Genomic DNA, 25,267 nt, shown 5'->3' with positions numbered 1-25,267 from the left:
CCTTAATATGAAACAACTACTAGCTATTCTCTCGTTAACAGTTGCTCTTTTCTCCTGCCGGGGAAAGACCGAATGTAAAAATGAACAGTTTGGTTTTGCATTTTTTACAGCCCGCGATACAACCATCGGGATTAGTGATACATCGGTCACAATCTTCAGGTATTCGAAGTCGGGCTATTTTTCACAATCCGATACCGTATTTGATTGCAGGATTATGAATTCGATCCATAACAAAAAACATTATGGGATTTGGGGAAGCGACATGGTAGGCAAGCTTTTTACTTTGAATGATTGGAAACTGGTTGCCCATCCTTCTGAAAAGATATACTATATTAAGAACACGCATTTCGTAAGTCGAAAGAAACCTGCCCTATACAATAGTTATCAATGCGCTAATGATTACGGCTATACAATAAATGGTGCAGATATTACAGTTTCCGGAGACGGAATAGGCACCAGTCGTTTTACGTACCTTTATTTTGACTATTAAAAAAGGAACATGCCGAAACATATTCCTCTTTACTATTTTTACAAAAAATCATTGGCTAATTGTCAAATTGCCGAATTGCCAAATTGTTTTACTTTTTCTTAAACTTATTATTCCTTCCTTTTCCGCCACCGCTACTGCCGCCCGGCTTCTTAAATGGCCTTGCATTTTCGCTGACCTCAGGAACAGGACCAAACTCGTCAGGAACTTTCTGGCTTTCGACCGTGCTCTCCATTAGTTTTTCGATCTGCTTGAACTTATATTGCTCTTTTTCATTTACGAAGGTATAAGCGGTACCCTTTGCAGCTGCACGGGCTGTACGACCAATACGGTGAATGTAATCCTCACCATCGTGCGGCACATCGTAATTGATGACCAGGTCTATATCTTCTATATCAATACCGCGGCTCAGGATATCTGTAGCAACTAGTATCTTTAGTTTCTTGTTCTTGAAGTCGAGCAATACCTGTTCGCGTTTCTCCTGCTCCAGGTCGCTCTGTATCATATCTACGGCAAACTTGGCACGCTTCAATTCTTCGGTCAGTGCTTTTACACTTAGCTTGCTGCTACAGAAAATAAGTACACTTGTAAATTCGCCATGCGTTAGCACGTGTTTTACCAGCTTTATCTTCTGTCCGTCGAATACATAGAAAACGCCTTGTTTGATCTGCTCTGCGGGTTTGCTTATGGCAATATTCACCTCTACCGGGTTGTGCAACATGGTATTGGCCAGCTTGCGGATGGCAGGTGGCATGGTAGCCGAGAACATGAGGTTCTGCCTTTTCTTGGGCATATAAGAGAGTATCTTGGTGATATCCTCAAAGAAACCCATATCCAACATACGGTCGGCCTCGTCCAGTACCAGGTACTTCAGCTCATCAAGCTTTACATAATTCATGTTGAGGTGGGCGATCATACGACCGGGAGTGCAGATAACAATATCTACGCCCGATGACAATGCCTTACGCTCGGCAGCAAATAGGTTGCCACTGCCTCCACCATAAACGGCAATGGAACTCACCTCGGTAAAATAAGAGATACCTTCCAGCGTCTGTGCTATCTGTGTAGCCAGTTCGCGGGTGGGCACAATGATCATGCACTTAATATTACCGTCGTCCTTAGTGTGCGTGAGAATGTTGTGCAGTACGGGCAACAGGAATGCTGCGGTCTTACCTGTACCGGTTTGCGCGGCGGCTATAATGTCTTTACCATTAATTATGCTTGGTATTACTGCCTCTTGTACAGGTGTAGCGTCTACATATCCCATGGCATCAATACCATCCATGAGATAATCATCAAATCCAAATTCTGAAAACTTCAATTCTTAAATAAATTTGGATAAAGATAGTACAGAAACCGGCGGTAACCGCATTTATATATTAAGAGCATATTAAACGGGTTAATTAAATCCGGAGTAGCAACCATTACAAGCTAGGTGCTATACCACTACCCCTTCTCCTTTTTGGTCACATATAATATATACCCGACAACAGTCAGCACTACACAATAACCGGCTGCCCAATAGTGTCTGTTCATTAACGGATCTACAAAATTCTGGTTCTCTTTAAAATTGAGGGGCGTGTAGATATAGGGAATGATGTAGCCATACTTCCAGTTAAGGGCGAGCAATGCTATTACCAGCATTGAAAATCCTATACCTATCGGCACTATAAAGTTTTTGAACTTCAGACTGAGCAAATACTGGAGCGCTATAACAGGCAGGCAATCTATAAAAAAGTAACCGGTGCCGCGAAAGTAAGCCTGATAAGGATACGGATCAGTAGGTAGCTGTAGGTCGCTGAAGATATAACCTGGCAGCATTACCGACAAGTATATACCCACATTGAACAGCAGAAAGAGCTGAATAAGCATTACAATGATCACAGAAAACTTGGCAAAATAAATAGTAGTCAGGCTCTGAGGAGTGGTATGCAACTGCTTCCAGGTATTGTTCTTAAATTCCACATTGGTAATAAGACTGGTACTCAATATGAGCATGAATGGCAGCATGAACATGCCCATGGCCGTCCAGTTGCGGTGATACATAGCCGCCCATATATTCTTCATAAATATTTTGTCGGCCGGCTTACCATGATCCTGCAGGCGCATAAGGATTACCAGCAATGGCATAAAGGCCGCTCCGATGAGTACTATCCACGATGAGGCAGTATGCCTTCTTTTGAGCCATTCGCTCCTGAAACTATTAACAAAAGAGACGTTCATATAATTAGTTTTAGTTTTTGAGTAAGTCAATAAATATTGTTTCCAGGTCGTTCTTCACTGTGGTGATCTCATACACTTTAATACCCTGCTGCGCAAGGCTCTGGCTTATATCTCCAAGTGCTTCTCTGGTGGCCGCTGGCATCACCACCTTTCCATGTTCCTCGTGAGCACTAATGCCAGCCTTTGTAAGCAATTTTATCGCACCCGCATTATCACTGGTTTCCAGCAGGCTGTGGGCAGATTGTTGCTGTTGTTTAAGTAATTCTTCCAGCGTGCCCTGGAAAAGAAGTTCGCTTTTGTTGATGATGCCAACATCGGTTACCAGCTTTTCTACCTCCGATAGCAAGTGACTGGATATGACAATAGTCATCTTATGTTCCTTATTCAGCCGTTTCAGCAGCTCCCTCATTTCAATAATGCCGTTGGGGTCAAGGCCATTGGTAGGCTCATCTAGAATAAGCAATGAGGGGTTGGGTAAGAGAGCAATGGCAATACTCAGCCGTTGCTTCATACCCAACGAAAAGCGGCCGGCCTTCTTCTTGCCGGTATCGGGCAGGCCTACTATATCCAGTACCTCCTGTATGCGCGTTTCGGGACATTGATATATCATCTGCAAGACACGTAGATTCTCTTTTGCTGTAAGATGGGCATAAAGCGATGGCGCCTCTATCAAAGATCCCACCTGACGCAGTATGGCTATTCTATCTTTGTCGATCTGTTTGCCGAGTATCGAAATACTGCCTTGCTGCATCTTCAACAGCCCGAGAATGAGCTTAAGCGTTGTGGTCTTGCCCGCTCCATTGGGGCCAAGAAAACCATAAATCGACCCCTCCGGCACCCGGATGTTGATATTATTAAGAATCGGATCTCCCTTTTCGAACTTGTAGGTAAGATCGGTTGTTTCTATACAGTACATAAAATTTATTTTTTTATGAATGATTAAAAAGGGTCAGGCAAAGAGCGCAAAGGCATACTCAATACAAAACGAATACGTCCCGATGCGAGATTGCTTCGTTCCTCGCAAAGACCAGTTGGGGTGGATCTTTACGAATTAGGCTGCTTCAGTATTCAAAGCTGTGACCCACTTTTAGGTTTTAACTTTTGACTTTAAACTTTCATCAGCTCCCCTTCTTTAGCCTGCTATTATCCTCCCCATCACTTACCTTGCGGTCTATTCTCATATTACCAAAGCGATAGTTGAGGGTAAGGCGCAGTCTTCTGCTATCCGGCCTTTGTTTATAATAATATTGCTGCCCCGGCAAGGTGCTAGTATACCTGCCATAGTCGGTATAGAATATATCGTAGATGCCCAGGGTCGTGTTCAGCTTTCCTTTCAGCAGTTTCTTTTGCACGGCAATATCAACCTGGCCGCGCTGATTATAATGTTGTATACCATCATAAAAGCCGGTATTGTATCGCCCGTTTAGCTGCAGTCTCCATTCTTTGGGCAGTAAGAAGGTATTGTTCATGCTGCCCTGCATGGCAAAGGTCTCATTCAATGTATTGCTGCCGTCTATCATTCCCCGGCGGTTACCATACATGAACTCGGCCATTGTCTGCAGGTTATACCATTTAGACTGGAATTGCGCAAATGTGCCCAGCACTACCTGGTCGCTAAACGCGAAGTTGAAAGTGGTATCCACATTGCTCTGCATGCCGGGCCGGGTAAATGAATAGCTGTATATGCTATTGTCGGTATGCGTGTATGCCAGACTGAAGTGAAACACACGACCATGGGCCACCTCTGCATTTATCTTATGGCTGTATTGTGGCTGCAACTGAGGGTTACCTGTACCATAGTTTAAGGCATCGCTGAAGATACGGATCGGGTTCAGCTGGTTGTAGGCCGGCCTGTCTATCCTATAGCTATAGCTGAATTGCAGACTATTCTTCTGACTCAACGCATAATCAAAACTCAGGTTAGGAAACAAATTGAAGTAATGCTGTGTAAACGAATAGCCGTTTGCATGATTTATGCCATCTATGTTTGTCTGTTCTCCGCGCAAGCCCAGCTGCAGCGCTCCCTTTGTCAGTGCCTTGGTCACATTTACATAGCCTGCCAATATCTGTTCGTTATATACATAGCGGTTGTTGTACAGCGTATCGGCATAATAGGTTTCAGTGCCTGGTACATTCATGTCGACAGAACTACTGTTGTTATTTTCCACAAAACTGGTCTTTTCACCTGCCTCCAGGGTAATGGTTTTTGTGAGCATTTTGGTGAAATCCAGCTTCTGGGTAAATACCTTAAAGACCAGATCTATGTGGTTGTTATAGGCCTGCATGGGCATTACCTCTATCTGATTATTAAAAAAACTGTTCCTGTTCAACCCCGAATACTCATCGAGAAAACGGGTATAGTCAGCCGAAAATTTTAGCTGTGTGCCGCTCGAATCGAAAGTATGCACAGCATAGGTACTCACTGATGGATTATTGTAATGCTCCGGATTGTATGCCTTGCTGCTAAGCAGGCTATAGGCTAAAGTATTGGCACCGTCTATAGTTGTGTTCAGGTCAGCAAATTCATTTACGGTGTTGGGAGCAGTTGTTATATTAATGCCCATGGTAGTGCGGTCTGTAGGCGCATATTCGACGCCGCCCTTAAAATTGAGTACAGAACTCAACGACTCCGACCTGCCCTTAGCACGTATCACCATATCGCCACCTGCTGTATTTAATGTCCTGTTCATGGTATTCTCTAACAGTATTACTTTGTTATTATAACTGGTATTGGTAAGCAGGGTGAATTTGTTGGTTTTATAATTGAGCGAAAATGCCGACACACTTCCACCCCGCTTGCCATAGCTGGCACTTTCAAATAGATTGCCACTTACGCCACGCAGCCTTACCTTCTTAGATATAATATTAATTAGCCCCGATGTGCCTGCCGCATCATATTTGGCAGAAGGGTTTTTAATAAGCTGGATAGAAGCTATAGATTCAGAGGTCATACTGCTGAGTATATTGATCATTTGCCCAGCTGGTATCTGCTGCAGCCTGCCATCCATCATAAAGCCTATCCCCCCCCTGCCATCTACTGTTACATTATTCTGTGCATCCACCATCACTCCCGGCAGCCGCTTCAGCAGTTCCAGTGCCGTATTGCCGGTAGCCAATAGGTCGTTTTCTACATTGAGCACTATGGTACCGTTTTTAAATTCAACCAGGGGGCGTTGTGCTTTAACGGCAGCTTCTGCAAGTCCGTGCGTGGCGTATCGTAATACTATTGCACCCTGGTCAACGGCAAGGCTATCAATATTTACGACACCAGAAACATACTCAGTATATCCCATTAACCTCACCTGTACCCTGTAGTGGCCCGGCACAGGTATGTCTATAACAAACCGGCCATCCTCGCCGGTTATTGTACCCTTCAATGTAGTATGGCCTGCGCTATCCATTAGCGCAACGGCACAATAAGGCAGAGGTATATTGGCGCTATTCTTGACCGCACCTGTGATACGCGGCTGCGCCAGGGAGCAAATGGTACTGCATAATAACAGCAATAAAAACAAATACCTGTTCATGATCTTTAAGTTTTAAGAGTGGTGAAATGAATGATTGGTGATGACAATTAGGGGCATAGCAAGACCTGTACACGCTGAAATGCAGGTGAAGAAGGCAAACGAAATGAGAAATTAATTGGGATTTTTAGCGCTAAGCAGCGGCTACTCTACGAAGGATGGCATACATAGCAACGATGATTTTGTAGTTTTAAAAGACAATAGTTTCCCTGTCCCCTGACTGACAGGGAATATGGTATTCAAAAGAACAGTCACGAAAACGACCAGCCCAGAAAGGCAAGTCATTAAGTTAAAGGAGTCATTGTGCGTAATGATGCTGAAGGCATCACATGTTTATAGCAAATCAGTTATTAATTAGGTGGCCGATGCCGAAGGTATCGCATGTCTAATTAAGCAAAACTTCCTCAATTTAATACCAGCCCTGTAGGGGCGACATAACTATATATACCACTACACTTTTATACGCCTTGCTATTCCGGCAATTTACTTCATAGTCAACACCGGGTGCTGCGCATTGCTCACCAGGCTCAGCTGCATCTGCGTAAGGCTGTTCAACACAAAAAAATTGGTACAGGTATTTAATTTATCGGGTGCAATTTCTAAAACTGTATGGGCCGTCGATATTTTGTTATCATTAGTTGTTTGCGCTGCATTGTATGCAGAGACTGCTACTCTAAGCTTTTCCAGTAGTGCAAAGGCCTCACTCGTTTCCGGCATAAACACGTTACGCTCGGCTATAATTATCTCTTTTTGCTCGGCATCATCGGGGATAGTTGTGCGGGCTATGTCCCTGTTCAGTATGATACCCTTAAGGCTGTCACAGGCAGTATTGATATCGGCAACTAATTTGTTGTTGGTATCACCAACATTATTCAGGTTTCGCTGCATCTTCTTCAACAGCTGTTCATTTTTAATATAATTGTACGTTTGCAGCGGCAATGGCTGGCGTATACGCAACATTGTAAACAGCAAACCCGTGGCACTTACAAGCAGTATAGTAGTAACAATGGTATTTACTTTGGTTTCGGGTTGGCGGATGCCGGTAAAAAAATAAGTAGGCACCAGCACACCTATAGACATGATGACCGTTGTGAGCCAGAGTGATGTAGCCCCCGGCCAGTGCATCATGGCAAACAGTGTCGACATGCTATATAATATACCTACCACTGCGCCAAGTATCAACACCAGCTTATTACGGCGGGTATCTGCTTCGCGGGTCTTCAGCAACACCAGTAGCGGTAAAAACAGAAAACTAAGGATAACCACCCCCAGGAAAAGCAACGCGCTTGCACCGGGCCACGCCATGATCTTCAATATAGAACCACCTATAAATGCAGCTGCCGAAATAGCACCGGAAATGAGCATTAACCTTTTCATTGCATAATAGTTTTTGAATTGGAGCAATTGTTTTGTTTCTTCTTCTATTTCCGACAGCTCCCGTTTATAAAACTGCCGCACCACCCTCTTGTAGCTGGCATCAAAATCGCCATCACTACTCACCTCATGCTCCAGTATGCAGCAAATATGATCCAGCAGATTTAGCTGCAGATCTTCCGTATCGATACCATTCTTTTTGATATCGGCAAGGATGAAGTCTATCTGCTCGTCTGTAATGGTATACATTTAGGCAATTTTAGGTTTGATATCAAGCAGAATAGTCATAGTTTCCATAAACGCCGCCAGCTCATTTACCTTTTCGGCCGACTTTGTTTTACCCGTCTGGCTGAGGCTATAGTACTTACGCACCCGCTTACCAATATATTCCAGTTCGGTTGTCAGCAAGCCCTCAGCTTCAAGTGCATGCAGCGTTGGATATAGCGATCCTTCCGTAAGCTGAATTCTATCGGCTGTCAGATCTTTCACTTTCTGCGTTATCTCATAACCATACATTCTTTTGTTATCGTCGAGCAATTTCAAAACGATGGTCTTAAGCGTCCCCTTCAGCAATTCCGTTGAAAAAATCATATCCTTTTATTTATAGCTTCTCTTATACAAGTTAACCAATCTGTCTGTTACTCCGATGCCCTTTTACCTGCTGCACTCAGGCTATAATACTTTCGTACTCTTTTTCCCATATCTTCTGTTTCTGTTACCAGCAAACCCCTTGCCTCAAGCAAGTAAAGAGTAGGATACAATGCACCTTCCTTTACCGGCACATCTACCATGCTTTTGAATCTTTGTGTAAGCAGGTAGCCGTGCATTTTCTCTTCTTTATCCAACAACTTCAAAACAATTGCCAGGAGCTTTTTATCTGGTGTATAGAGTTGCGACATATCAACTATTTATTAGCATAAGACAAAGATACATTGGATTCCAATGCATCTGGTTAAATTAATCACATTTATTTTAACTCAATTTATTTAAAACTATTCAGATGTACTTGTTTTACTTGCCAATAAAAAATATCTAAAAAAAAGCAGCAAATAATTTTGTAGAACTAAAAAACAACCTATTTTTGCACTCCCAAAACGATACAGCGTAAGCGATTGCAAAGTATCTAATAGGGTAAAGATTCTTCCTTAGCTCAGTTGGTTAGAGCATCTGACTGTTAATCAGAGGGTCTCTGGTTCAAGTCCAGAAGGGAGAGCAGTCAAAAGCAGTTACATTCATTTGTAGCTGCTTTTTTGCTTTAAATGAAAGCAGTATTTTTTTAGTTTTCATTTTTTGAAAGCACGGAAAAACGCTTTATTTTTGTTTTACAAGATTCTTCCTTAGCTCAGTTGGTTAGAGCATCTGACTGTTAATCAGAGGGTCTCTGGTTCAAGTCCAGAAGGGAGAGCGCTAGAAATCCTCATATTAACTTGTTTATCAGGTTTATATGAGGATTTTCTCTTTTAGGGCCGTTCAACACATTCAGTAGACACAACTCGTTCTATACCACGCTATCTGAGGCAGGTACTTTGGACGAATTAGATAGTGTCCAGTACGACCAGTTAATCATCCCGTAGGTACGGGATGGTTTAAGTCCAGAAGGGAGAGCACTTGCAGCACCCTAAGAAGTAGTCCAGCACTGCATCTTAGGAGATTTTCTCATTTAGGATTGATCCATGAGTTCACCCATAAATCTACCAGATCCTGCGTATTGTTTGAACACTGTTTAAACACCCAACAGGTACCTTGCTGGAAGCGTTTTCAAAAAATCCAGGTCAATACAATTGTAAATTAATTACATATTAATATTTTATATTTTTCTTAATCTATTTACAAACAGTATAAGAAATATTAATTTTATATAATTTAAAAATAAGTTTAGAAATTAAAAATTGAGACATACCTTGCCATAGAAATAAGTTATCCTTTCTCATTCAACCGATTGATTTTCTCTAAAAACCTATAGTTATGAAACAATTAAAGAATAATCTTAGCGTGATTTCCCTACACACAATCGCTAACTGTAAAGCGCGACCAAGCAATTTCCATTCGTACAAAAATACCCCGTAGGTCCAATCTATTTTGTTTTCGGGATAAATCGACACTCAACCAGCCTCCACGAATAACCAAAATCGGATGTAGCTCACTTCTTCCCTCTGCTGAGGTTTTTAATGCAAATGGCTTATTTAATTGTATATGTCAACAATATGTTATTTTAAGCTGTTTTATAAAAAGCCGAGGGGGCCAACAAAATTTCAAATAAATCCACTATAAATTTTAAATAATTAATTTATTATTAATTTAATTTTAAAATAAATCATCATGATAAAAATAAAAAATTTATTGTTTACAGCGTGTCTTTTGCTTACCAGTGTGATGAGTACTCAGGCGCAGGACACTTATATTGCTCTGGGAAGCTATAGGTTGTTTAATACTGCCACAAGCGCAATAACTACCTTTCCCGGAAGTCCGGCTACTTATAGCTATTCGATTGATCAGCAACCTGTTTTCAACAGTACAGGCGATCTGAAGTTTAGCATTTTGAATAATACTGCTTCAAGCGGATTTACAGTTGGGAATCCCAATTTATCAGGATCTGCGACCGGACCTACATCTCAGGTATTTTCAATACCCGGGAATTGCAATAAGTACTTTACCCTATCTGTCCAATATGCAACAGGCATGACTCCCTATTACGGAAACGTAGTGGTGATGAGCACTATAGATGTTTCAGCGGTTACTTCCAATCCGGCTACTACAGGGTATCCTTCAACAGGAGCACTGCAGGTTGTGGCATCTGGCAGTGTTTTAGGCTACCTTGCTGCAGCAGCTCCATTAAATTCAGACGGCACGCGATACATATACGTTATGAGAGGTGTTATGGGATATGCCCCTCCAAGCAGTACGTTGCTTCGTTATACCGTTTCTTTTAACGGCGTTATCTCGGGCCCGACCACTATTGCCTCCGGACTGCCTATTATCGCTGCCCCTATGCATTTGTCGCCTGACGGCGCATCTATGGCTTACTTTGATAATACAGGTAAGTTTACAACTTGCAATACCAGTACCGGTGCATTTACTTCCTATCTTGGCATGACAGCTCCTTTATCAGGAGGCTCAATGAGCACACCGCTTGGCATATATCAGATTTGCGGGGTCGTGCAAACAACAGTTGGTGGCTCTCGTCGTTGGTACGCCAACAATGGCACTGCCTTTGGTTACTATATAGAAAGTACAGCAGGTAGTTTTACAGCACTCAGTGGTGCAAATGCCACAAATTGCACAATGGCATTGGGTAAAAATGGCAGGATCTATTTTGGTCAGTTAGACGTTGCTTCAGGAGATACTAAACTGAATTATTACATACCAGCAGTATCTGGACTTGGTACTTTTGGCTTCACGGGTGGTCTCCTCAATGATATATCAGGTTTTTCAATGGGCAATGAGATCTATTGTGTAAATAACCACGTTGAAGGTGAAGATATTGACTTATCATTCTCAACACCTAGCTCTACCAGCTTCAATGTGAATGGCATTACCGGCACCTCCACTTCACCAGCTAATATCGTACTGTGCGGAGGTACTACCACTCTTCAAATAAATCCAAGCATATCTGGCGCTTTTACCAACTATACCATAAAGGTGGAAAAAGGTACATGGTCAGGATCATTCACACCAACCAGTAGCCAGACCTATACTAAAGTTGCCTCCAATTTCCCTTCTACCGACCTACTCACCGTTCTCCCTTTCCTTAGCGGGTATACAGGCTATATGCGCGTAACTGTGACTGTAGGTGGCTGCGGCACTTCTGTGGTAGAGCTATTTAATATAAGTACAGGCGTTTCTATCACCGGCCTCAACTTTACTGTAGATGGTCAGACGCAAACCCTGGCGGGCACACCAGCCAATGTATGGCAGTGCGGTGGTAGTACAGCATTACCATTCGTGCCTTCAGTTACCGCTGGTGCAGGTAGTGTTGCCAATTATACAATAACAGTAGTAAAAGGCACATTTTCAGGAGGCATCTTTACTCCAATAGGCAGCGGTGTAAGTGCACCTTTTACAGGGCCGCTTACAAGTACAGATCTGTATACCCTTTTCCCAGCTTATCTTACATCTCCTGCAGGTTATATCAGGGTAACATTGGCTGTAATCGGACTATGCAACACAGCGTCAAGCGTACAGATATTTAACGTACAGAGCGCTACTGCAGCAGTCAATTTTTCTGTTAATGGCCCTTCCAGCTGCACTACTTTTCAGTCCCGCCTTCTAACACCTACATTTACTACTTTTGCGCAACCGGTTACCTCCCCACCATGCATTCAAGGGTGGCTTGGAGCAGGCTCTTGTGGATTGGCAGGTGGCAGCGCTTCTGCAACAGGTGGGTTTAGCAGCTATACCGTTACGATAGATGAGTATGATGCTACAGGTACTACCTTTATCGCCAATGTTGCTAATTCAACAACAGCGGCAACCAGCCTACCTGCTGTTTTTACTTTCAATTCCTTAACCACAACACCGGGCTGGTTTAGTATAAACTACGGTACTATCAAAAACAATAATGCTTTTAAGGCAACAGTATCTATCACAGCTGCTTATTGCGGTGTAGTGAATGCGTATACCTGGTTTAAAATTATTGACGGTGGGCCAGCATGGAGTGCCGGTAACTTTTTCAAAACAAACCCTGGTGGAGTAGCCTCTACAGAGTCAGGAGATGAATTGACTGTTTATCCAATCCCTACAGACGGAACAATAAATTTTGAGTGGGCAAGCGCAGGCGATAAAGATGCTCAGATCGAAATTACCGACATGGTTGGAAAAGCAATAAGCCAAAACGCTGTACATCAAATTCAAGGATCAAACAAGCAGACAGTAGATGTTTCAAGCTTACCATCTGGTATGTACATTTACAAATTCTCTGGCGAAAACGGAATTAAAACCGGAAAATTCCAGAAATTATAATCTGTAATCTTTGAAAATAAATGTAGTTAAGAGTCTATAAAGGGCGCTCCGGCAACGGAAGCGCTCTTTATATTTTCTGATTTTTACGATACTCCTATACTTACATGTTTTTTATACCATCCTGAAAATACCATGCACGGTTATAATCAAAACTTTAAAATAATACTTTATTGTTTTTTAATCTTTTAAACAATTTGTAAACAAAAGTCTAAACATTAAATAAATAAAGTTTAAAAAAAAGTTGACAAATTACTTTCTGACACCTACCTTACACTTGCAAATGGAGCTTTTTGAAATAAAGCATCTGTACATTTTTCCTAAAAAAACCTACACTCATGAAACAAACACCAAACCATTCCGGCATTAATTTTCTCCCCCTGGATTTCACCAATAATGTTAGGCTCAGCCTTTTCAATCCCCACTACAAAACAACATAGGTCCATCCTTTGTTCATTTTAGGGTATTTCCCTGCCGCAATTACAACTTTCTTTCTCAAATTACACAATTCAATTTACATTATATATTTTTATATAGCTTAATTTGAAGTCTAAAATAATCAAATATGGTAAACTCATATTATCGTAAGCTTTTTTATAAAAAGCCCAGAAGTCCTACTTAAATAATATCATTATCTATTTAACAAACATAATTTATTTCTTATTTAATTTTATACTTAATCATCATGACGAAAATAAAATATTTGTTAACTTCGTTAACATTGATATGCCTTTCAATGGCTAACGTAGTTAGTACACGAGCACAGGATACTTATATACCTGTAGGAAATTACAAATTATATAATACCGCTACGGGCACCACAACACCTTTCCCTTCAAGCCCAGCCACCTATAACTATGCGATAGATCAGGAAGAGCAACCAGTTTTCAACAGTGCCGGCTACCTTATGTTCGGCATTTTAAATAACATAGGCACAAGCGGATTTGTAGTTGGATACCCTAATATATCAGGATCTTTAACTGGCCCCTTACCACAGTTATTTCCAATACCGGGAAATTGCAAAAAATACTATGCCCTATCCGTTCAATACCCTACAGGCGCTACTTCTCCCTACGGAAATATTGTTACAATAAGCACGATCGACGCCTCGACTGTGACAACAAATCCTGCTACAACAGGCTATCCTTCAGCAGGAGCCCCACAGATTGTTGCCTCTGCCAGTACACTTGGGTATTCAACAGTGGTTGCCCCACTGAATTCTGACGGAACGCGATTCATTTACGTTTTGAAGGGCACAATGGGTTTTGCTGCCACAAGTAGCGCATTGCTTCGTTACGCAATTTCTTATACTGGCGTCATATCAGGTCCTATTACTATTAGCAGCAGCATACCTACCGTTGCTACCACCCCGCATATATCGCCCGATGGTGCAACGATCGCCTATTTTAATAATACAGGTAAGTTTACAACATGCAACACCACTACAGGAGCCTTTACCGCATATGTGGGCATGATGGCACCTGTAACAACTCCAATCGGACGCCCTACAGGAATATATCAGAGATGCGGAGTAGTGCAGGTAACTTTGAAAAGCTCTCGCCGCTGGTACGCCAACAACGGAACGGACTTTGGTTATTATGTAGAAAATACAGCAGGTAGTTTTACACCCATAAGTGCATCAAATGCAATTAACTGCACTATGGCATTAGGAAAGGATGGCAAGATCTATTTTGGTCAGTTCGACGCAACAATGACCGATGTAAACCTGGACTACTACATACCTTCGCCAGCAGGGTTTGGAACTTTTGGGTATACAGGCTCCAATCTTAATGACCCGGGATATGCATTTACTAATCAGGTTTATAGCGTAAATAGCCATGTTGAAGGAGAAGATATTGATTTGGCATTCACAACACCTACCTCTACCAACTTCAATATTAACGGAATTACGAGCACTGCAACCTCACCTACCAATATAACACTTTGCAACGGCGCTACTGCCCTTCTGTTAAACCCAAGCATAAGTGGAGCTTTTACTAACTACACCATAACTGTGGAGAAAGGTAATTTCACTACAGTTTTTAACCCACTTGGTGGTGCCGGCACCCAAACATATACTAAAGTTGCCTCTAGCTTCCCTTCTACCGACCTGCTTACCGTTCTCCCTTTCCTGAGCGGATATACAGGCTGTATACGGGTAACTGTAACTACCGGCGCATGTGCCACACCGGTAAAAGAGCTGTTTAACATTGTAAGCGGTGTTTCTGTAACTGGCCTCAACTTCACCGTAGGTGGCCAAACCCAAACTTTGGCTGCACCGGCAGATGTATGGCAGTGCGCTGGCAGTACAGCTATTGTTTTGGCTCCATCAATAGCACCCGCTGGCGTGAGTAGCGTTACAGGCTATACCATAACCGTAGAAAAGGGCTCTTATTCAGGTGGATTTATCCCCGCCGGAACCTCAGCAACACAGTATACCCCCGGAGCACTTCCATCAAGTGTCAATCTGTACACACTTTTCCCTGCTTACCTTGCCTCCCCTGTAAATTGCATCAAGGTAACGTTAACAGTAAACGGCCTTTGCAACACAGCCTCAACATTCCAATTATTTGATGTAAAGAGTGCTACAGCAGCTGTTGATTTTTTAGTTAATGGCCCATCTAGCTGCGGCACATTTCAACCAAGGAATTTAACTCCCACGTTTACTACTTTCACATCACCTGTTACCACACCGCCATGCATAATAGGTTGGCTGGGAGCAGGATCTTGTGGATTAGCAGGTAGCACCGCTAGTGCAACAGGTGGATTTAGCAGCTACAACGTTACGATAGATGAGTATGATGCAACAGGTACTACCTTTATCGCCAATGTTGCTAATTCAACAACAGCGGCATCCAGCCTACCTGCTATTTTTACGTTCAATTCCTTGACCACAACACCGGGCTGGTTTAGTATAAACTACGGTACTATCAAAAACAATAATGCTTTTAAGGCTACAGTATCTATCACAGCTGCTTATTGCGGTGTAGTGAGTGCATATACCTGGTTTAAGATCATTGATGGTGGTCCAGCCTGGAGTGCCGGAAACTTTTTCAAAACAAACTCTGGTGGTGTAGCCTCTGCAGAATCAGGAGACGAATTGACTGTGTATCCAATTCCTACAGACGGCACATTAAATTTTGAGTGGGCAAGCGCAGGCGATAATGATGCTCAGATCGAAATTACCGATATGGTTGGCAAAGTAATCAACCAAACTACGGTACATGAACTACAAGGATCGAACAAACAGACCGTAGATGTTTCAAGCTTACCATCTGGTATGTACATTTACAAATTCTCTGGCGAAAACGGAACTAAAACCGGAAAATTCCAGAAGTTGTAATCTTTGAAAATAAATGTAATGAAATCTATAAAGGGCGCCCCGGCAACGGAGGCGCTCTTTGTATTTTATAGACGGCACTTCAAGTCACTAATGGAGAACAAAAAGAAAAAGGCTTTCGAGAGAAGTCGAGGCTTCCTCATTTCCTTACCTTCGTACCCATGATCACCATTTACGGCATAAAGAACTGTGATACTATGCAAAAAGCCCTTAAGTGGCTGGATGCAAGGGGAACGGAATATGTGTTTCACAACTACAAGGAGTCGGGCATTGACAAGGCTACAATAACGGAATGGCTGAAACAGCTGCCGTTAGATAAGGTGGTGAACCTACGCAGCACTACTTATAAGGAACTTACCGCTGAAGAAAAGGCAGGTGTTACAGACAAGACTAAGGCTATAGCCCTGATGATGAAGCATAATTCGCTCATCAAGCGTCCGTTGTGGGACTTTGGCAATGGTAAATTTTACCTGGGGTGGAATGAAAAGGAATTGAGCGAACTTATCTGATCACCCGGACTCCTGTGATGACAAATGGGTTAACTAAGTACAAACCTACTCTTAGGCGGGTAGTGCAGGTAATCTTCCCAATCAATAGCAAATACCTTTTTAAGGTTCTGAATAAGGGTATTGAAGGTAAAGGACTTAGCCATATAGAGGTTAGCTCCTTTTTCAAAGCATTCGTCTACTACTTTGGCAGAAAGATTGGAGGTATACATTACTACCGGCAGGTTGTCAAATTCGCGGTTCTTTCTAATTTCTGTTATACACGCCACACCATCTTTGCAGGGCATATTAATGTCGAGGAATAAAATATAGGGGAGCTTATCTTTAAGCAGCACAAAAAGTGCTTCTCCATTATTGGCGTGTCTCAGCACATAGCCTATCTCTGCATCCTGCAGCGCGGTTTCAAATATAAATACGTCTTCCGGATCGTCATCTGCCAGTAAAATATCTATTTCGTTGTCACGTTGGTTCATGGTACATGGTAATTGATGGTTAAGGTAAGGTTCACTTCACTCTAATATAAATCATGCCAATCGCCCATATTCCAACTTTAGAATTACTAATGGTTTTCCCGTAGCCCACAAAAATAATGACTACTATTCACAATTTGGCCGACCAATGCTTCATGAATATAACGAAACACACTATTGAGGAAATCAAATGAAATACACTGATCTACGGGAGACGTTACCTACCCATAACACGCCAATCTACCCCATCGCCAACGAGCGCACTATCGGGCCCTGCTCCAATCTTCTGCCAGGTGTCATGCAGGTCCTTACCCGGATAAATAGGATAAACGGGTAACTGCTGTTGCATATTGTACGCAGGAAATGTTTGCAGTACCCATATTGCAGGGTCGGGCTTACCTGCATCTATTACCGGTGTTTCGTAAGGATAGGCAATTCCGGGCAACACGAATATCGGCATACGTGATGATTGCGCGCGCTGTATGGCTATTGTGGTATTGGTATATATCTTCTGTTGTTTACCATACTCTTCACTGCTGAAGTAGTTGAAGTAGGTTACAAATACATTACCCGCTAAACCCAGATACAACAAAGAGGCTATCGCTATTTGCACCTTACTCCACTTAACCGGCAAGCTGTTAATGCCATAGATGATCAGTAGCGTAATAGAAGGAACAGTAAATACATTGAGCCTGGGCGTGCCCAATGGCAATTTCTTTAGCAAAAAGAGCACCAATGCCACACATACTACAAGAATACTGTACAACCTCAACTGTATGTCAAGCGACTGCTCTTTACGCAACCAACCTTTAATTACTTGCACTGCACCCGCTATAAAAGAAACTACACCCAGTACCCCAAATACATTTTCAAACAGATCTCCGGTGCCCACCTGGGCAAATAGACTATATGCACTCATAAAAAAGGAAAGCACCTTGTGGTTGTTATCCAACATAATGAAATTCCAGCGATCGTACATAACAGCGTCGGTGGCTAGTTGGCGCACGTCTATGTTATAGAAGGTCGCAATGCTTGCCAAACCTATGATGAGGGGCACCCATTGTCTGATCAGCGTTTTTGATTTCACACCCACATCGGCATTGGATCTGATGACTGAGATAGCCTGCAGAAACAAGACACCATACACAGGCGCGATAGCCAATAAATAGGTATAGCTAAAGAAGGGCACTACCGCAAAACTCTGACACAACAACGCATAGCGCATTGCAAAACCCGTTTGTATTTTATCTATTTCCAGTAGCTCCAACAACTGCCAGAGCGCCACTACACTCATCAGTATATCCATAGGATACTGCTTCATTTCTACATAGTACTTAAGGAAGGTAAATGACGAGATCAGCACCAATGTCAACAAATAGCGAGTATATACTGCCGGTTCAAAGATGCGCTTCATTACCTTCCACACAAGTGCCATACTGAATAAACTAACCAGGTAAGATGGCAACCTGAGTGAGCTATAACTGTAGTTAAAGAATGCAGTGAATCGCTTTAATGACGCCAGATAGGTGCGGGGGAACTGCTGCATAAATTCCAGCTTGGTAAACATATCGCCGGCAGCCCTCGTTTTCAGATTGTAGATAATGAACCACTCATCTACCCAGAATGGTCTTATTTCTACCGCAACCATAATGCCCCCGATAACAATAAGAAAAAGCAGTGACACGAGGGTTATTACCCGCGCCGCACCTTGTATTTTGCTGTTGATAGTATTCATAGACCGGGAGTTAGCATGGAGATAAAAGTAGCTATAATGAGCTATAAAAGAAAACAGCCCGTAGTACGTGCTATTTTATTTGATCCAGGAATGTCGTCATGTTGCTGGCCCAATGCCTGCCGTATTGCCGGTGGTAGTCGTCGTGACCAGCCAAAGGATAAGTGATCAATTGTTTGGGTCCATGAAGATTGGCGAAAATGTGGTCTGTTTCATTACGGGCCACGCGCTCGTCTTTTTCACCATATTGCAGCAATACCGGACAATGAATATGCTTAGCATATTCAGAAGGATTATGGCCATATGCCCAGAATCCATTCTCTACCCCACCCCAGAACATGAGCAGATGTGCCATAGGGAATGTGGGTATACCCATATTCTTAAACCTGATAGCAACTGTCTCATACATACTGGCAAAAGGACATTCTATGATTATGGCTTTAGGCGCTATGTGTTCGTCGCTGATGGCTTTCATTATGGCTACCGCGCCCATTGATGAGCCGTAGAGGAAAATATGAGGCTCCCCTTGCGCTTTGATGTATTCAAAACAGTCCTTCACTTCCCATGCTTCCTTAAAGCCTATGGTGGTAGCATTGCCACCCGAAGTGCCCGACCCCATAAAATCTACCAACAGGCAATTATAGCCATCTTGCAGAAATGGCTCTGCCCTGCCTGTCAGCGAGCTTTTGTTAGAAGAATACCCATGAAAGATGATTACAGTCCCCTTCGACTGTAGCGTTATCGATGGAATATACCAACACCCTAGCGGCACATTACTGGGTATGGTAACTGCTGTAAAAGGGTGCTGCGGAAAGGCTGTATTTTCAGGGCGGGGCAAGTCTACCCCTGTGACAACAAGCTTTAACTTCTGCGGCAGACTCAACCCAAGTTCACTTACCCGTTGACCAGCTGTGCTGTAATGAGTAAACTTATAAGCATGCATGGCCGCAACTGCATTGGCCGCTATAAAGATAATAACCACAGCCCATAGGCAGCGCTTGAGGGGTTTATTCATAGAATTCAGAGCGTATTTACAGTAAAGTTCAGCAAATTGGTACAAGATATAGGAGCATGCACATTAATTAAGGTTAATGAATACCATATAGCCCAACAGCTTATCCCTTATATTTGCACACTTAATCAATCGTCTTCCCCTAAAAATGAGCTTGCTCAGAGTAGCCAACATAGTTAAGAAGCATGGCACCGAAACGGTGGTGAACAACGTGAGCTTTACGCTGGAGCGGATGCAGAAAATAGCTATTGCCGGTGAAACAGGAAGCGGGAAGACGACCCTGCTACGTATTGTAGCCGGACTGGGACAAGCGGATAGCGGCGAGGTACTTTTTGAAGACCGTCCGGTAAAAGGTGTCAACGAAAAACTAATGGCAGGCCACAAGGGCATTGCCTACCTCTCTCAGCACTTTGAACTACGCAATAATTACCGGGTAGAGGAAGAATTGATGTATGCCAATAACCTGCTCAAAGATTCTTTTGACGCACTGGTAGATGTATGCCACATAAAGCACCTGCTCACCCGCCAATGCCAGACACTGAGCGGTGGTGAACGCCAACGTGTAGCATTGGCCAGGTTGATCACCCAAACGCCGAAATTGTTGCTACTGGATGAGCCGTTCTCTAATATGGACCTCATCCACAAAACCACGCTGAAGGCAGTAGTAGACTTTGCCAGTGAGCGTATGCGTATCACCTGTATGCTTATTTCTCACGATCCGCTGGACCTGCTGCCATGGGCCGATGAACTACTTGTGATGCAGAATGGTAAAATAGTACAGCGTGGCGAACCTATGGATGTATACCGCTCTCCCGTAAACACTTATGTAGCCGGACTACTGGGCAAGTACAATCTCATTTCCCTGGAACTGGCCACCATGCTACCCGGTGGTTTTGGCCGCAAAGCATACGTGCGCCCCGAAGAAATAACCATACTACCCAATGATGCCGAAGGACTGAAAGCCAAAATAACCAAGGTACTATTCTATGGCGGCCATTACGAACTGGAAGTATTCATTGCCGGACAAACCCTCATAGTGCGCACAGATAAGCCAGGATTTATGAAGGGAGAGGTAGTTAATTTGTCGATATAATTGAATGCAGTCTTAATTCGACCCGACCACATTACTACATTTCACCACATTCCTTTTCAATTTACAAACACCATTTTCTTACTCTGTACCTTCACGTTATCTATAACCAAGGTGTATACATACGTGCCTGAAGCATGGTAGCCGTGTTCATAAAGTAATTCGTTAACGCCTGTGTTAAGCGTAACGGGCTTTCGTTCCACTAACTTGCCGTTAAGGTCAGTAATATCAATGTATGCTTCCCTATAAGTAAACGCTTCACTAACTACTACCGATATCATTGTTGCCTCATCCGATGGATTGGGCTTGTTCTGCAACAACTCTACAGCGGGTTTTACAGCAGCGATATTTTCCACACCCACCACCTTCATGATCTCTTTAGAGAACATACTCTCTACCCCATTGGCATCTACCGATGCTACGCTCACCTCATAAGTACCTGCGGCAGGCACAGCAATGGTCTGTGTGATAGCCCCGGAAAACTCATAGACAGAATCCCAGTCGTAGGTGGTGGTGCGCACGCCTACTTTATAATGCAGGTATTCGGGGTGCGTAGTAATGTTCACAGTGAAGCTGCCGATCCCCGATGTCATTGTAAAATCAGGAACAGCAGGACTTATAGCTATCATACCTGCTACATTGCCATTAATAATGGTATTACGTGCCAGGTAATTAAAGTCTACATAAAAACTATCGTAGATACCATCTCCATTAGTATCTAAGCCCAGGCTGTCGCGTGAAGTGTGCTGCCTGTCGTGGTATGCAGTGTCAGTTACATTGGCATCACCGCTTTCATTTGCGGCAGTAAACCGCATAGCAGTAAAACCGGCATTATGAAAAGGAATATGGTCTCCTCCGCGCCCCGTGCGGTCGGCAGGAGTCATAATACTTATGCCCATTGGCATTGCGGCAGTTGGTAAAATACGTTCGTTATATTCAAGCTTTATATAGCGTGCCAGTCCTTTATGAAAAGAATTGAACCCACCAGAAGAGAACAACCGCACGTGAGTGCTATCGATCGTACCCTCGCCAGAACAGCTGGGGGCCGAAGAAGTATGCCCGCAGATCACTCCACCTATAACATCATTGTTCAATACTGCCTTTATCTTTATTCCATGCAGATTAGCATAGTTCACAAAAGCCTGTGCGCCATACAGCCCCTGCTCTTCGCCAATAGTCACCATAAACACTATTGTATGGTTGTAACTATAACGGCTCATTACCCTTGCCAGCTCTATCACCAATGCCGTGCCCGTTGCGTTGTCTTCCATTCCCTGCGCTACTATTGCGGTGTCGCACAGGTCTGCACTACGGCTGTCAATATGACCTTCTATAATGATGATCGACCTATCGCTGGTATCCATACCGGGAAGGACGGCCATAATATTCCGGTGCTGATTCACCGTGCACATCAATTGGTCGAACTGCAAATAGCAGGGTCTCAGGCGATTATCATTCTGTGCGCCTATCTGTTTAAATTTAGCCAACACCCACCTGCGGGCAGCACCTATACCTATGGTATTAGAAACGGTATCTGACGCTGAATTGCGGGTGTAAAATGTCTGTAATTTACTGAGGTAGCTATGCAGCGTATCAGCCGACACCCCACTATGTATGCCATTGCTGATGGAGTTATGGTCGTTAATAACGGCAGTAGCCATAAAAGCAGCAGGATCATAATTGCCCATCATAACCTGTGCTGCAATAGTATCGGAACAGGTAATAGCGGTTTGTGCAGTGCCCTGCGATGCGAAAAGAAAAAATATACCTGATAATAAAAGTAGCAGTTGCTTCATTTAGTTGGCTTTGGTATAAAACTACACATTATATGAATAGTGCTGGCATGACCTCTTCATATTTTGGATATCTCTGAAACAAGGCTTAAATTTATTATGTTAATACCTTCATTATGCGCCCTTATCTCGTTCTTATTATTACCGCTATCATTTTAAGCGCTTCCTGCAAAAAGACGACATTATCACAAGTGAACATGCGCCATTACCGCCTCACGGACAGCAGTTATACTTATTCCTGGAAAGGTACAGGCTACACCAACCGAGCAACTATCAACCGCACAATATCATTAACTGTAGACACCGCCAAATATGCATTATGGGGCAGTGATACTTTCCAAATGCTACACAGCGGCCAGTACCGGTATTCAGTTTCCGGCGTAGAAAACGACATGATGCTTACAGATAGCTCCATTTACATAAATATCATTGGTCCCGCATCACCAGGTAGTGCGTATTATGGAATAACCCTGCGGGGTGTGAGGGAGTAGCAAATTCAAAAACAAGCACATATTGCAAATCACAGGCATTGCCGAATTGTCAAATTGCCGAATTATCAAATTACCGTATCAGTATCACATCACCTTTATGCCATTCTTTAGGGCCGGTAAGGCACTCGGCTTTAAGGTAGTAGTAGTAGGTGCCTATATCGCAGGGCTCACCATGAAAGGTGCCATCCCAGGCTTTTTTAGGGTCGGCGGTAAAAAATACGGGCTGCCCCCAGCGGTTGAATATAGTAAGCGAATAGTCGCGCATATTGCCCCAGGTCACTATCCTGAAGCCATCATTATTGCCATCGTTATTGGGGGTAAATGCATTGGGGTAAGAGAAGCGGCAGCAGTCTTGTATGTCTGAAAAAGTGACGCTTGTGGTGTCTTTGCAGCCAAACTCATCTGTGGCGTGTACTACTACCGTTACCGGTGTCAACACCTCAATATAATACCCGCCCGTATCGTGCTTTACATCTGAGACAGGCTCCCACGTGTATTGTGTGCCCCCCGTTGCCTGCAGGTATATGGCATCACCATAGCATATGGTCTGCGGTAAATTCAATAGCACGGCATGTGGAAGCCGGTGCACCGTTGCAGTAACCGGCACAGGCCCGGATGAGCAAACCCTGTAGTCTTCAATAAAATACCAGCTGAACACATTTTCTGATGAGGTATTGACAACAGGTGCTCCGGGCAGTGGCGTACTATCTGTATTGAACCAGTTGATGGTAGCACCCGGCATTATAGGCACAATAACGATAGGTAAAGACCCATCGCCCCTGCAATAAGAGACTGTAACGGGCGACACCGGCAGACTACCGCTATCAGAAATGGTGAATGAAGCTGAATCTACACAAAGCATATCAGACCTTACTATTACGGTATAATTCCCCGGTGGCAGGCTGTCCTTAACCACCACAGTATCGCCGGCAGTATTATCTATTATTGTCTTCACCACGCTCCCACTCTCCATAACTATAATGTTGCGCGGGGCAAAGCCATAGTTGATCGTATAATCTATTCCTGCCGGGTGTATGCAATTGGTAACAGAGGTTTGCTTTACCTGCATGGTTGGCGGATAGGCTACATTAATGGTGTAGGCTACTGTCTGGGTATTGACCAGCGGACAATGATTGTTCTTAATATTCAGGTAAAAGGTATAATGCCCTACAGCCAGTCCGCCGGTAGCCCAGCTGAAATTAACAACAGGAGCAGCGGTGTGGTTATAGCTCACCATCAGCGTAGCGGTAGATGGCACGTTAACGGGGGTTATATCAGTTACATCACCATCAGGATTATCAAGCGTAATAGTGAAATCTACATTGGGTTGACCAACACAGATATTGATAACGTTACCCGGAGTGAGGATGCCACCGGTAATACTGGACACATTGGCAACAGGCGGTATCCCATCGCAATTGTTCTGCACAATAAATGCCATTTCCCGCTCAGTAGTGCCTATGAGTACCCCATTGCGGTATTCACTCACCCGGTTTACCACCAGCGCATCTTGCACCAGATTGGGGGTGAAGGTCATCTGCCCGTTGACCGAATTAAAGAGAAACCCTCCCGCTGCTGTGCCCAATGGTGCTGTCGCCGTGCGCGGATAGATGTAGGTGACATTCATTCCCGATGACCCATTGAGTGCGGGCACGAGACTGAAAGCAAGCGAGTCGCCATCAGCATCTGTAGCGCCATGATTGTATTGCTGCAGTATGTTGATACAGTAATATGGTGTGGGAATGGTGGAGTATATAGGAGATGAATTTTCGCCTGCCTGGTTGTCGAGCGATGCCTCTATCTGCATGATAGTAGGCGAATTGATGTTGGTAATATTATCACTCCTACCCGCATTATACCCATCGCCCAATACTCCTTTGAATATAAACTTCCACCTGAAAGAAGGATGCAGCGAGATGGTATCTGAATATACGAACTGCTTTACACCGGGCAAAGTACCACCATTACAAAAAGTATTACTCAATTGGCCGGGGCATACGGGGGACACTTCTATTCCCGACCCGGGATTGAGTTTCAACACAAAAGAATCTCTCACCAACACATTACCATCCCAAACTTCTAGCCGCGGCCTTGCGGAATACAGTTGATTAAACAAACTATAATCCGCCTGACAATCACCGTAAAGGGTAAGCGAAACGCGGTAAAGGCTGCCAGAAAGATGCGTGTACAATAGTTCACCCCCAAAAATATGACTGGCCCGGGAGCAGAGAGCCGGGAAAAGCAAAGTGAAGGACAGTAAAAAAATACG

General features: G+C 43.5%; 18 protein-coding genes and 2 tRNA genes. 8 read left to right on the top strand and 12 right to left on the bottom strand.

Annotation, left to right across the window (positions count from 1 at the left end):
- Nucleotides 1–7: 7 nt before the first annotated feature.
- Nucleotides 8–490 carry a hypothetical protein gene (locus tag CJD36_RS23025; protein ID WP_133162673.1) on the top strand — a complete coding sequence of 161 codons (483 nt, stop codon included), beginning with the start codon at nucleotides 8–10 and terminating at the stop codon, nucleotides 488–490.
- 88 nt (nucleotides 491–578) lie between these two features.
- On the opposite strand, the gene CJD36_RS16305 is transcribed toward CJD36_RS23025, so the two are convergent.
- From CJD36_RS16305 to CJD36_RS16275, 7 genes are all read right to left on the bottom strand, one after another.
- Complete coding sequence (locus CJD36_RS16305; RefSeq protein WP_105040257.1) at nucleotides 579–1,808, bottom strand: DEAD/DEAH box helicase; 1,230 nt, start codon at nucleotides 1,806–1,808, stop codon at nucleotides 579–581.
- A gap of 125 nt (nucleotides 1,809–1,933) precedes the next feature.
- Nucleotides 1,934–2,710, bottom strand: coding sequence for an ABC transporter permease (locus tag CJD36_RS16300; protein ID WP_105040256.1), 777 nt, complete (start codon nucleotides 2,708–2,710; stop codon nucleotides 1,934–1,936).
- Between the two features lie 10 nt (nucleotides 2,711–2,720).
- Nucleotides 2,721–3,626 carry an ABC transporter ATP-binding protein gene (locus CJD36_RS16295; RefSeq protein WP_105040255.1) on the bottom strand — a complete coding sequence of 302 codons (906 nt, stop codon included), beginning with the start codon at nucleotides 3,624–3,626 and terminating at the stop codon, nucleotides 2,721–2,723.
- A gap of 202 nt (nucleotides 3,627–3,828) precedes the next feature.
- A complete protein-coding gene (locus CJD36_RS16290; protein ID WP_105040254.1) occupies nucleotides 3,829–6,237 on the bottom strand; it encodes a TonB-dependent receptor in 2,409 nt (802 codons plus the stop codon).
- Between the two features lie 480 nt (nucleotides 6,238–6,717).
- Nucleotides 6,718–7,857 carry a hypothetical protein gene (locus tag CJD36_RS16285; RefSeq protein ID WP_105040253.1) on the bottom strand — a complete coding sequence of 380 codons (1,140 nt, stop codon included), beginning with the start codon at nucleotides 7,855–7,857 and terminating at the stop codon, nucleotides 6,718–6,720.
- Nucleotides 7,858–8,199 carry a PadR family transcriptional regulator gene (locus CJD36_RS16280; RefSeq protein WP_205685626.1) on the bottom strand — a complete coding sequence of 114 codons (342 nt, stop codon included), beginning with the start codon at nucleotides 8,197–8,199 and terminating at the stop codon, nucleotides 7,858–7,860.
- 47 nt (nucleotides 8,200–8,246) lie between these two features.
- A complete protein-coding gene (locus tag CJD36_RS16275) occupies nucleotides 8,247–8,507 on the bottom strand; it encodes a PadR family transcriptional regulator (RefSeq protein WP_105040252.1) in 261 nt (86 codons plus the stop codon).
- Nucleotides 8,508–8,747: 240 nt separating this feature from the next.
- Here CJD36_RS16275 and CJD36_RS16270 point away from each other — a divergent pair.
- The 5 genes from CJD36_RS16270 (at nucleotide 8,748) to CJD36_RS16250 (ending at nucleotide 16,413) form a co-directional block, all read left to right on the top strand.
- Nucleotides 8,748–8,821: transfer RNA gene (locus tag CJD36_RS16270), tRNA-Asn, on the top strand.
- A gap of 118 nt (nucleotides 8,822–8,939) precedes the next feature.
- A tRNA-Asn gene (locus CJD36_RS16265) sits at nucleotides 8,940–9,013 on the top strand.
- Between the two features lie 914 nt (nucleotides 9,014–9,927).
- Entirely contained in the window at nucleotides 9,928–12,567 is a 2,640-nt protein-coding gene (locus tag CJD36_RS16260; protein WP_105040251.1) for a T9SS type A sorting domain-containing protein, read from the top strand.
- 733 nt (nucleotides 12,568–13,300) lie between these two features.
- Nucleotides 13,301–15,907 (top strand): T9SS type A sorting domain-containing protein, encoded by a 2,607-nt coding sequence (locus CJD36_RS16255; RefSeq protein WP_161499342.1) that lies wholly within the window; start codon nucleotides 13,301–13,303, stop codon nucleotides 15,905–15,907.
- Between the two features lie 158 nt (nucleotides 15,908–16,065).
- Complete coding sequence (locus tag CJD36_RS16250; RefSeq protein WP_105040249.1) at nucleotides 16,066–16,413, top strand: Spx/MgsR family RNA polymerase-binding regulatory protein; 348 nt, start codon at nucleotides 16,066–16,068, stop codon at nucleotides 16,411–16,413.
- Between the two features lie 29 nt (nucleotides 16,414–16,442).
- On the opposite strand, the gene CJD36_RS16245 is transcribed toward CJD36_RS16250, so the two are convergent.
- From CJD36_RS16245 to CJD36_RS16235, 3 genes are all read right to left on the bottom strand, one after another.
- Entirely contained in the window at nucleotides 16,443–16,883 is a 441-nt protein-coding gene (locus CJD36_RS16245) for a response regulator (RefSeq protein ID WP_105040248.1), read from the bottom strand.
- A gap of 214 nt (nucleotides 16,884–17,097) precedes the next feature.
- Nucleotides 17,098–18,615, bottom strand: coding sequence for a hypothetical protein (locus CJD36_RS16240; protein WP_105040247.1), 1,518 nt, complete (start codon nucleotides 18,613–18,615; stop codon nucleotides 17,098–17,100).
- Nucleotides 18,616–18,685: 70 nt separating this feature from the next.
- Complete coding sequence (locus tag CJD36_RS16235; RefSeq protein ID WP_105040246.1) at nucleotides 18,686–19,627, bottom strand: alpha/beta hydrolase; 942 nt, start codon at nucleotides 19,625–19,627, stop codon at nucleotides 18,686–18,688.
- 145 nt (nucleotides 19,628–19,772) lie between these two features.
- Between CJD36_RS16235 and CJD36_RS16230 the strand changes: the two genes are divergently transcribed.
- Complete coding sequence (locus CJD36_RS16230; protein ID WP_105040245.1) at nucleotides 19,773–20,717, top strand: ABC transporter ATP-binding protein; 945 nt, start codon at nucleotides 19,773–19,775, stop codon at nucleotides 20,715–20,717.
- 56 nt (nucleotides 20,718–20,773) lie between these two features.
- Here the strand turns inward: CJD36_RS16230 and CJD36_RS16225 are convergent, their stop codons facing one another.
- Complete coding sequence (locus tag CJD36_RS16225; RefSeq protein ID WP_105040244.1) at nucleotides 20,774–22,510, bottom strand: M28 family peptidase; 1,737 nt, start codon at nucleotides 22,508–22,510, stop codon at nucleotides 20,774–20,776.
- Between the two features lie 113 nt (nucleotides 22,511–22,623).
- On the opposite strand from CJD36_RS16225, the gene CJD36_RS16220 reads away from it, so the two are divergent.
- On the top strand, nucleotides 22,624–22,998 hold the full coding sequence (locus tag CJD36_RS16220) for a hypothetical protein (RefSeq protein ID WP_133162672.1): 375 nt from the start codon (nucleotides 22,624–22,626) through the stop codon (nucleotides 22,996–22,998).
- Between the two features lie 70 nt (nucleotides 22,999–23,068).
- Here CJD36_RS16220 and CJD36_RS16215 read toward each other — a convergent pair whose 3' ends face one another.
- Nucleotides 23,069–25,114 (bottom strand): gliding motility-associated C-terminal domain-containing protein, encoded by a 2,046-nt coding sequence (locus tag CJD36_RS16215; RefSeq protein ID WP_161499341.1) that lies wholly within the window; start codon nucleotides 25,112–25,114, stop codon nucleotides 23,069–23,071.
- Nucleotides 25,115–25,267 lie beyond the last annotated feature (153 nt).

The organism is Flavipsychrobacter stenotrophus, assembly GCF_002954265.1.
GTDB classification, from domain to species: Bacteria; Bacteroidota; Bacteroidia; order Chitinophagales; family Chitinophagaceae; genus Flavipsychrobacter; species Flavipsychrobacter stenotrophus.
The sequence above is the reverse complement of the archived record's forward strand: the minus strand, read 5'-3'. Positions and strand labels throughout refer to the sequence as shown.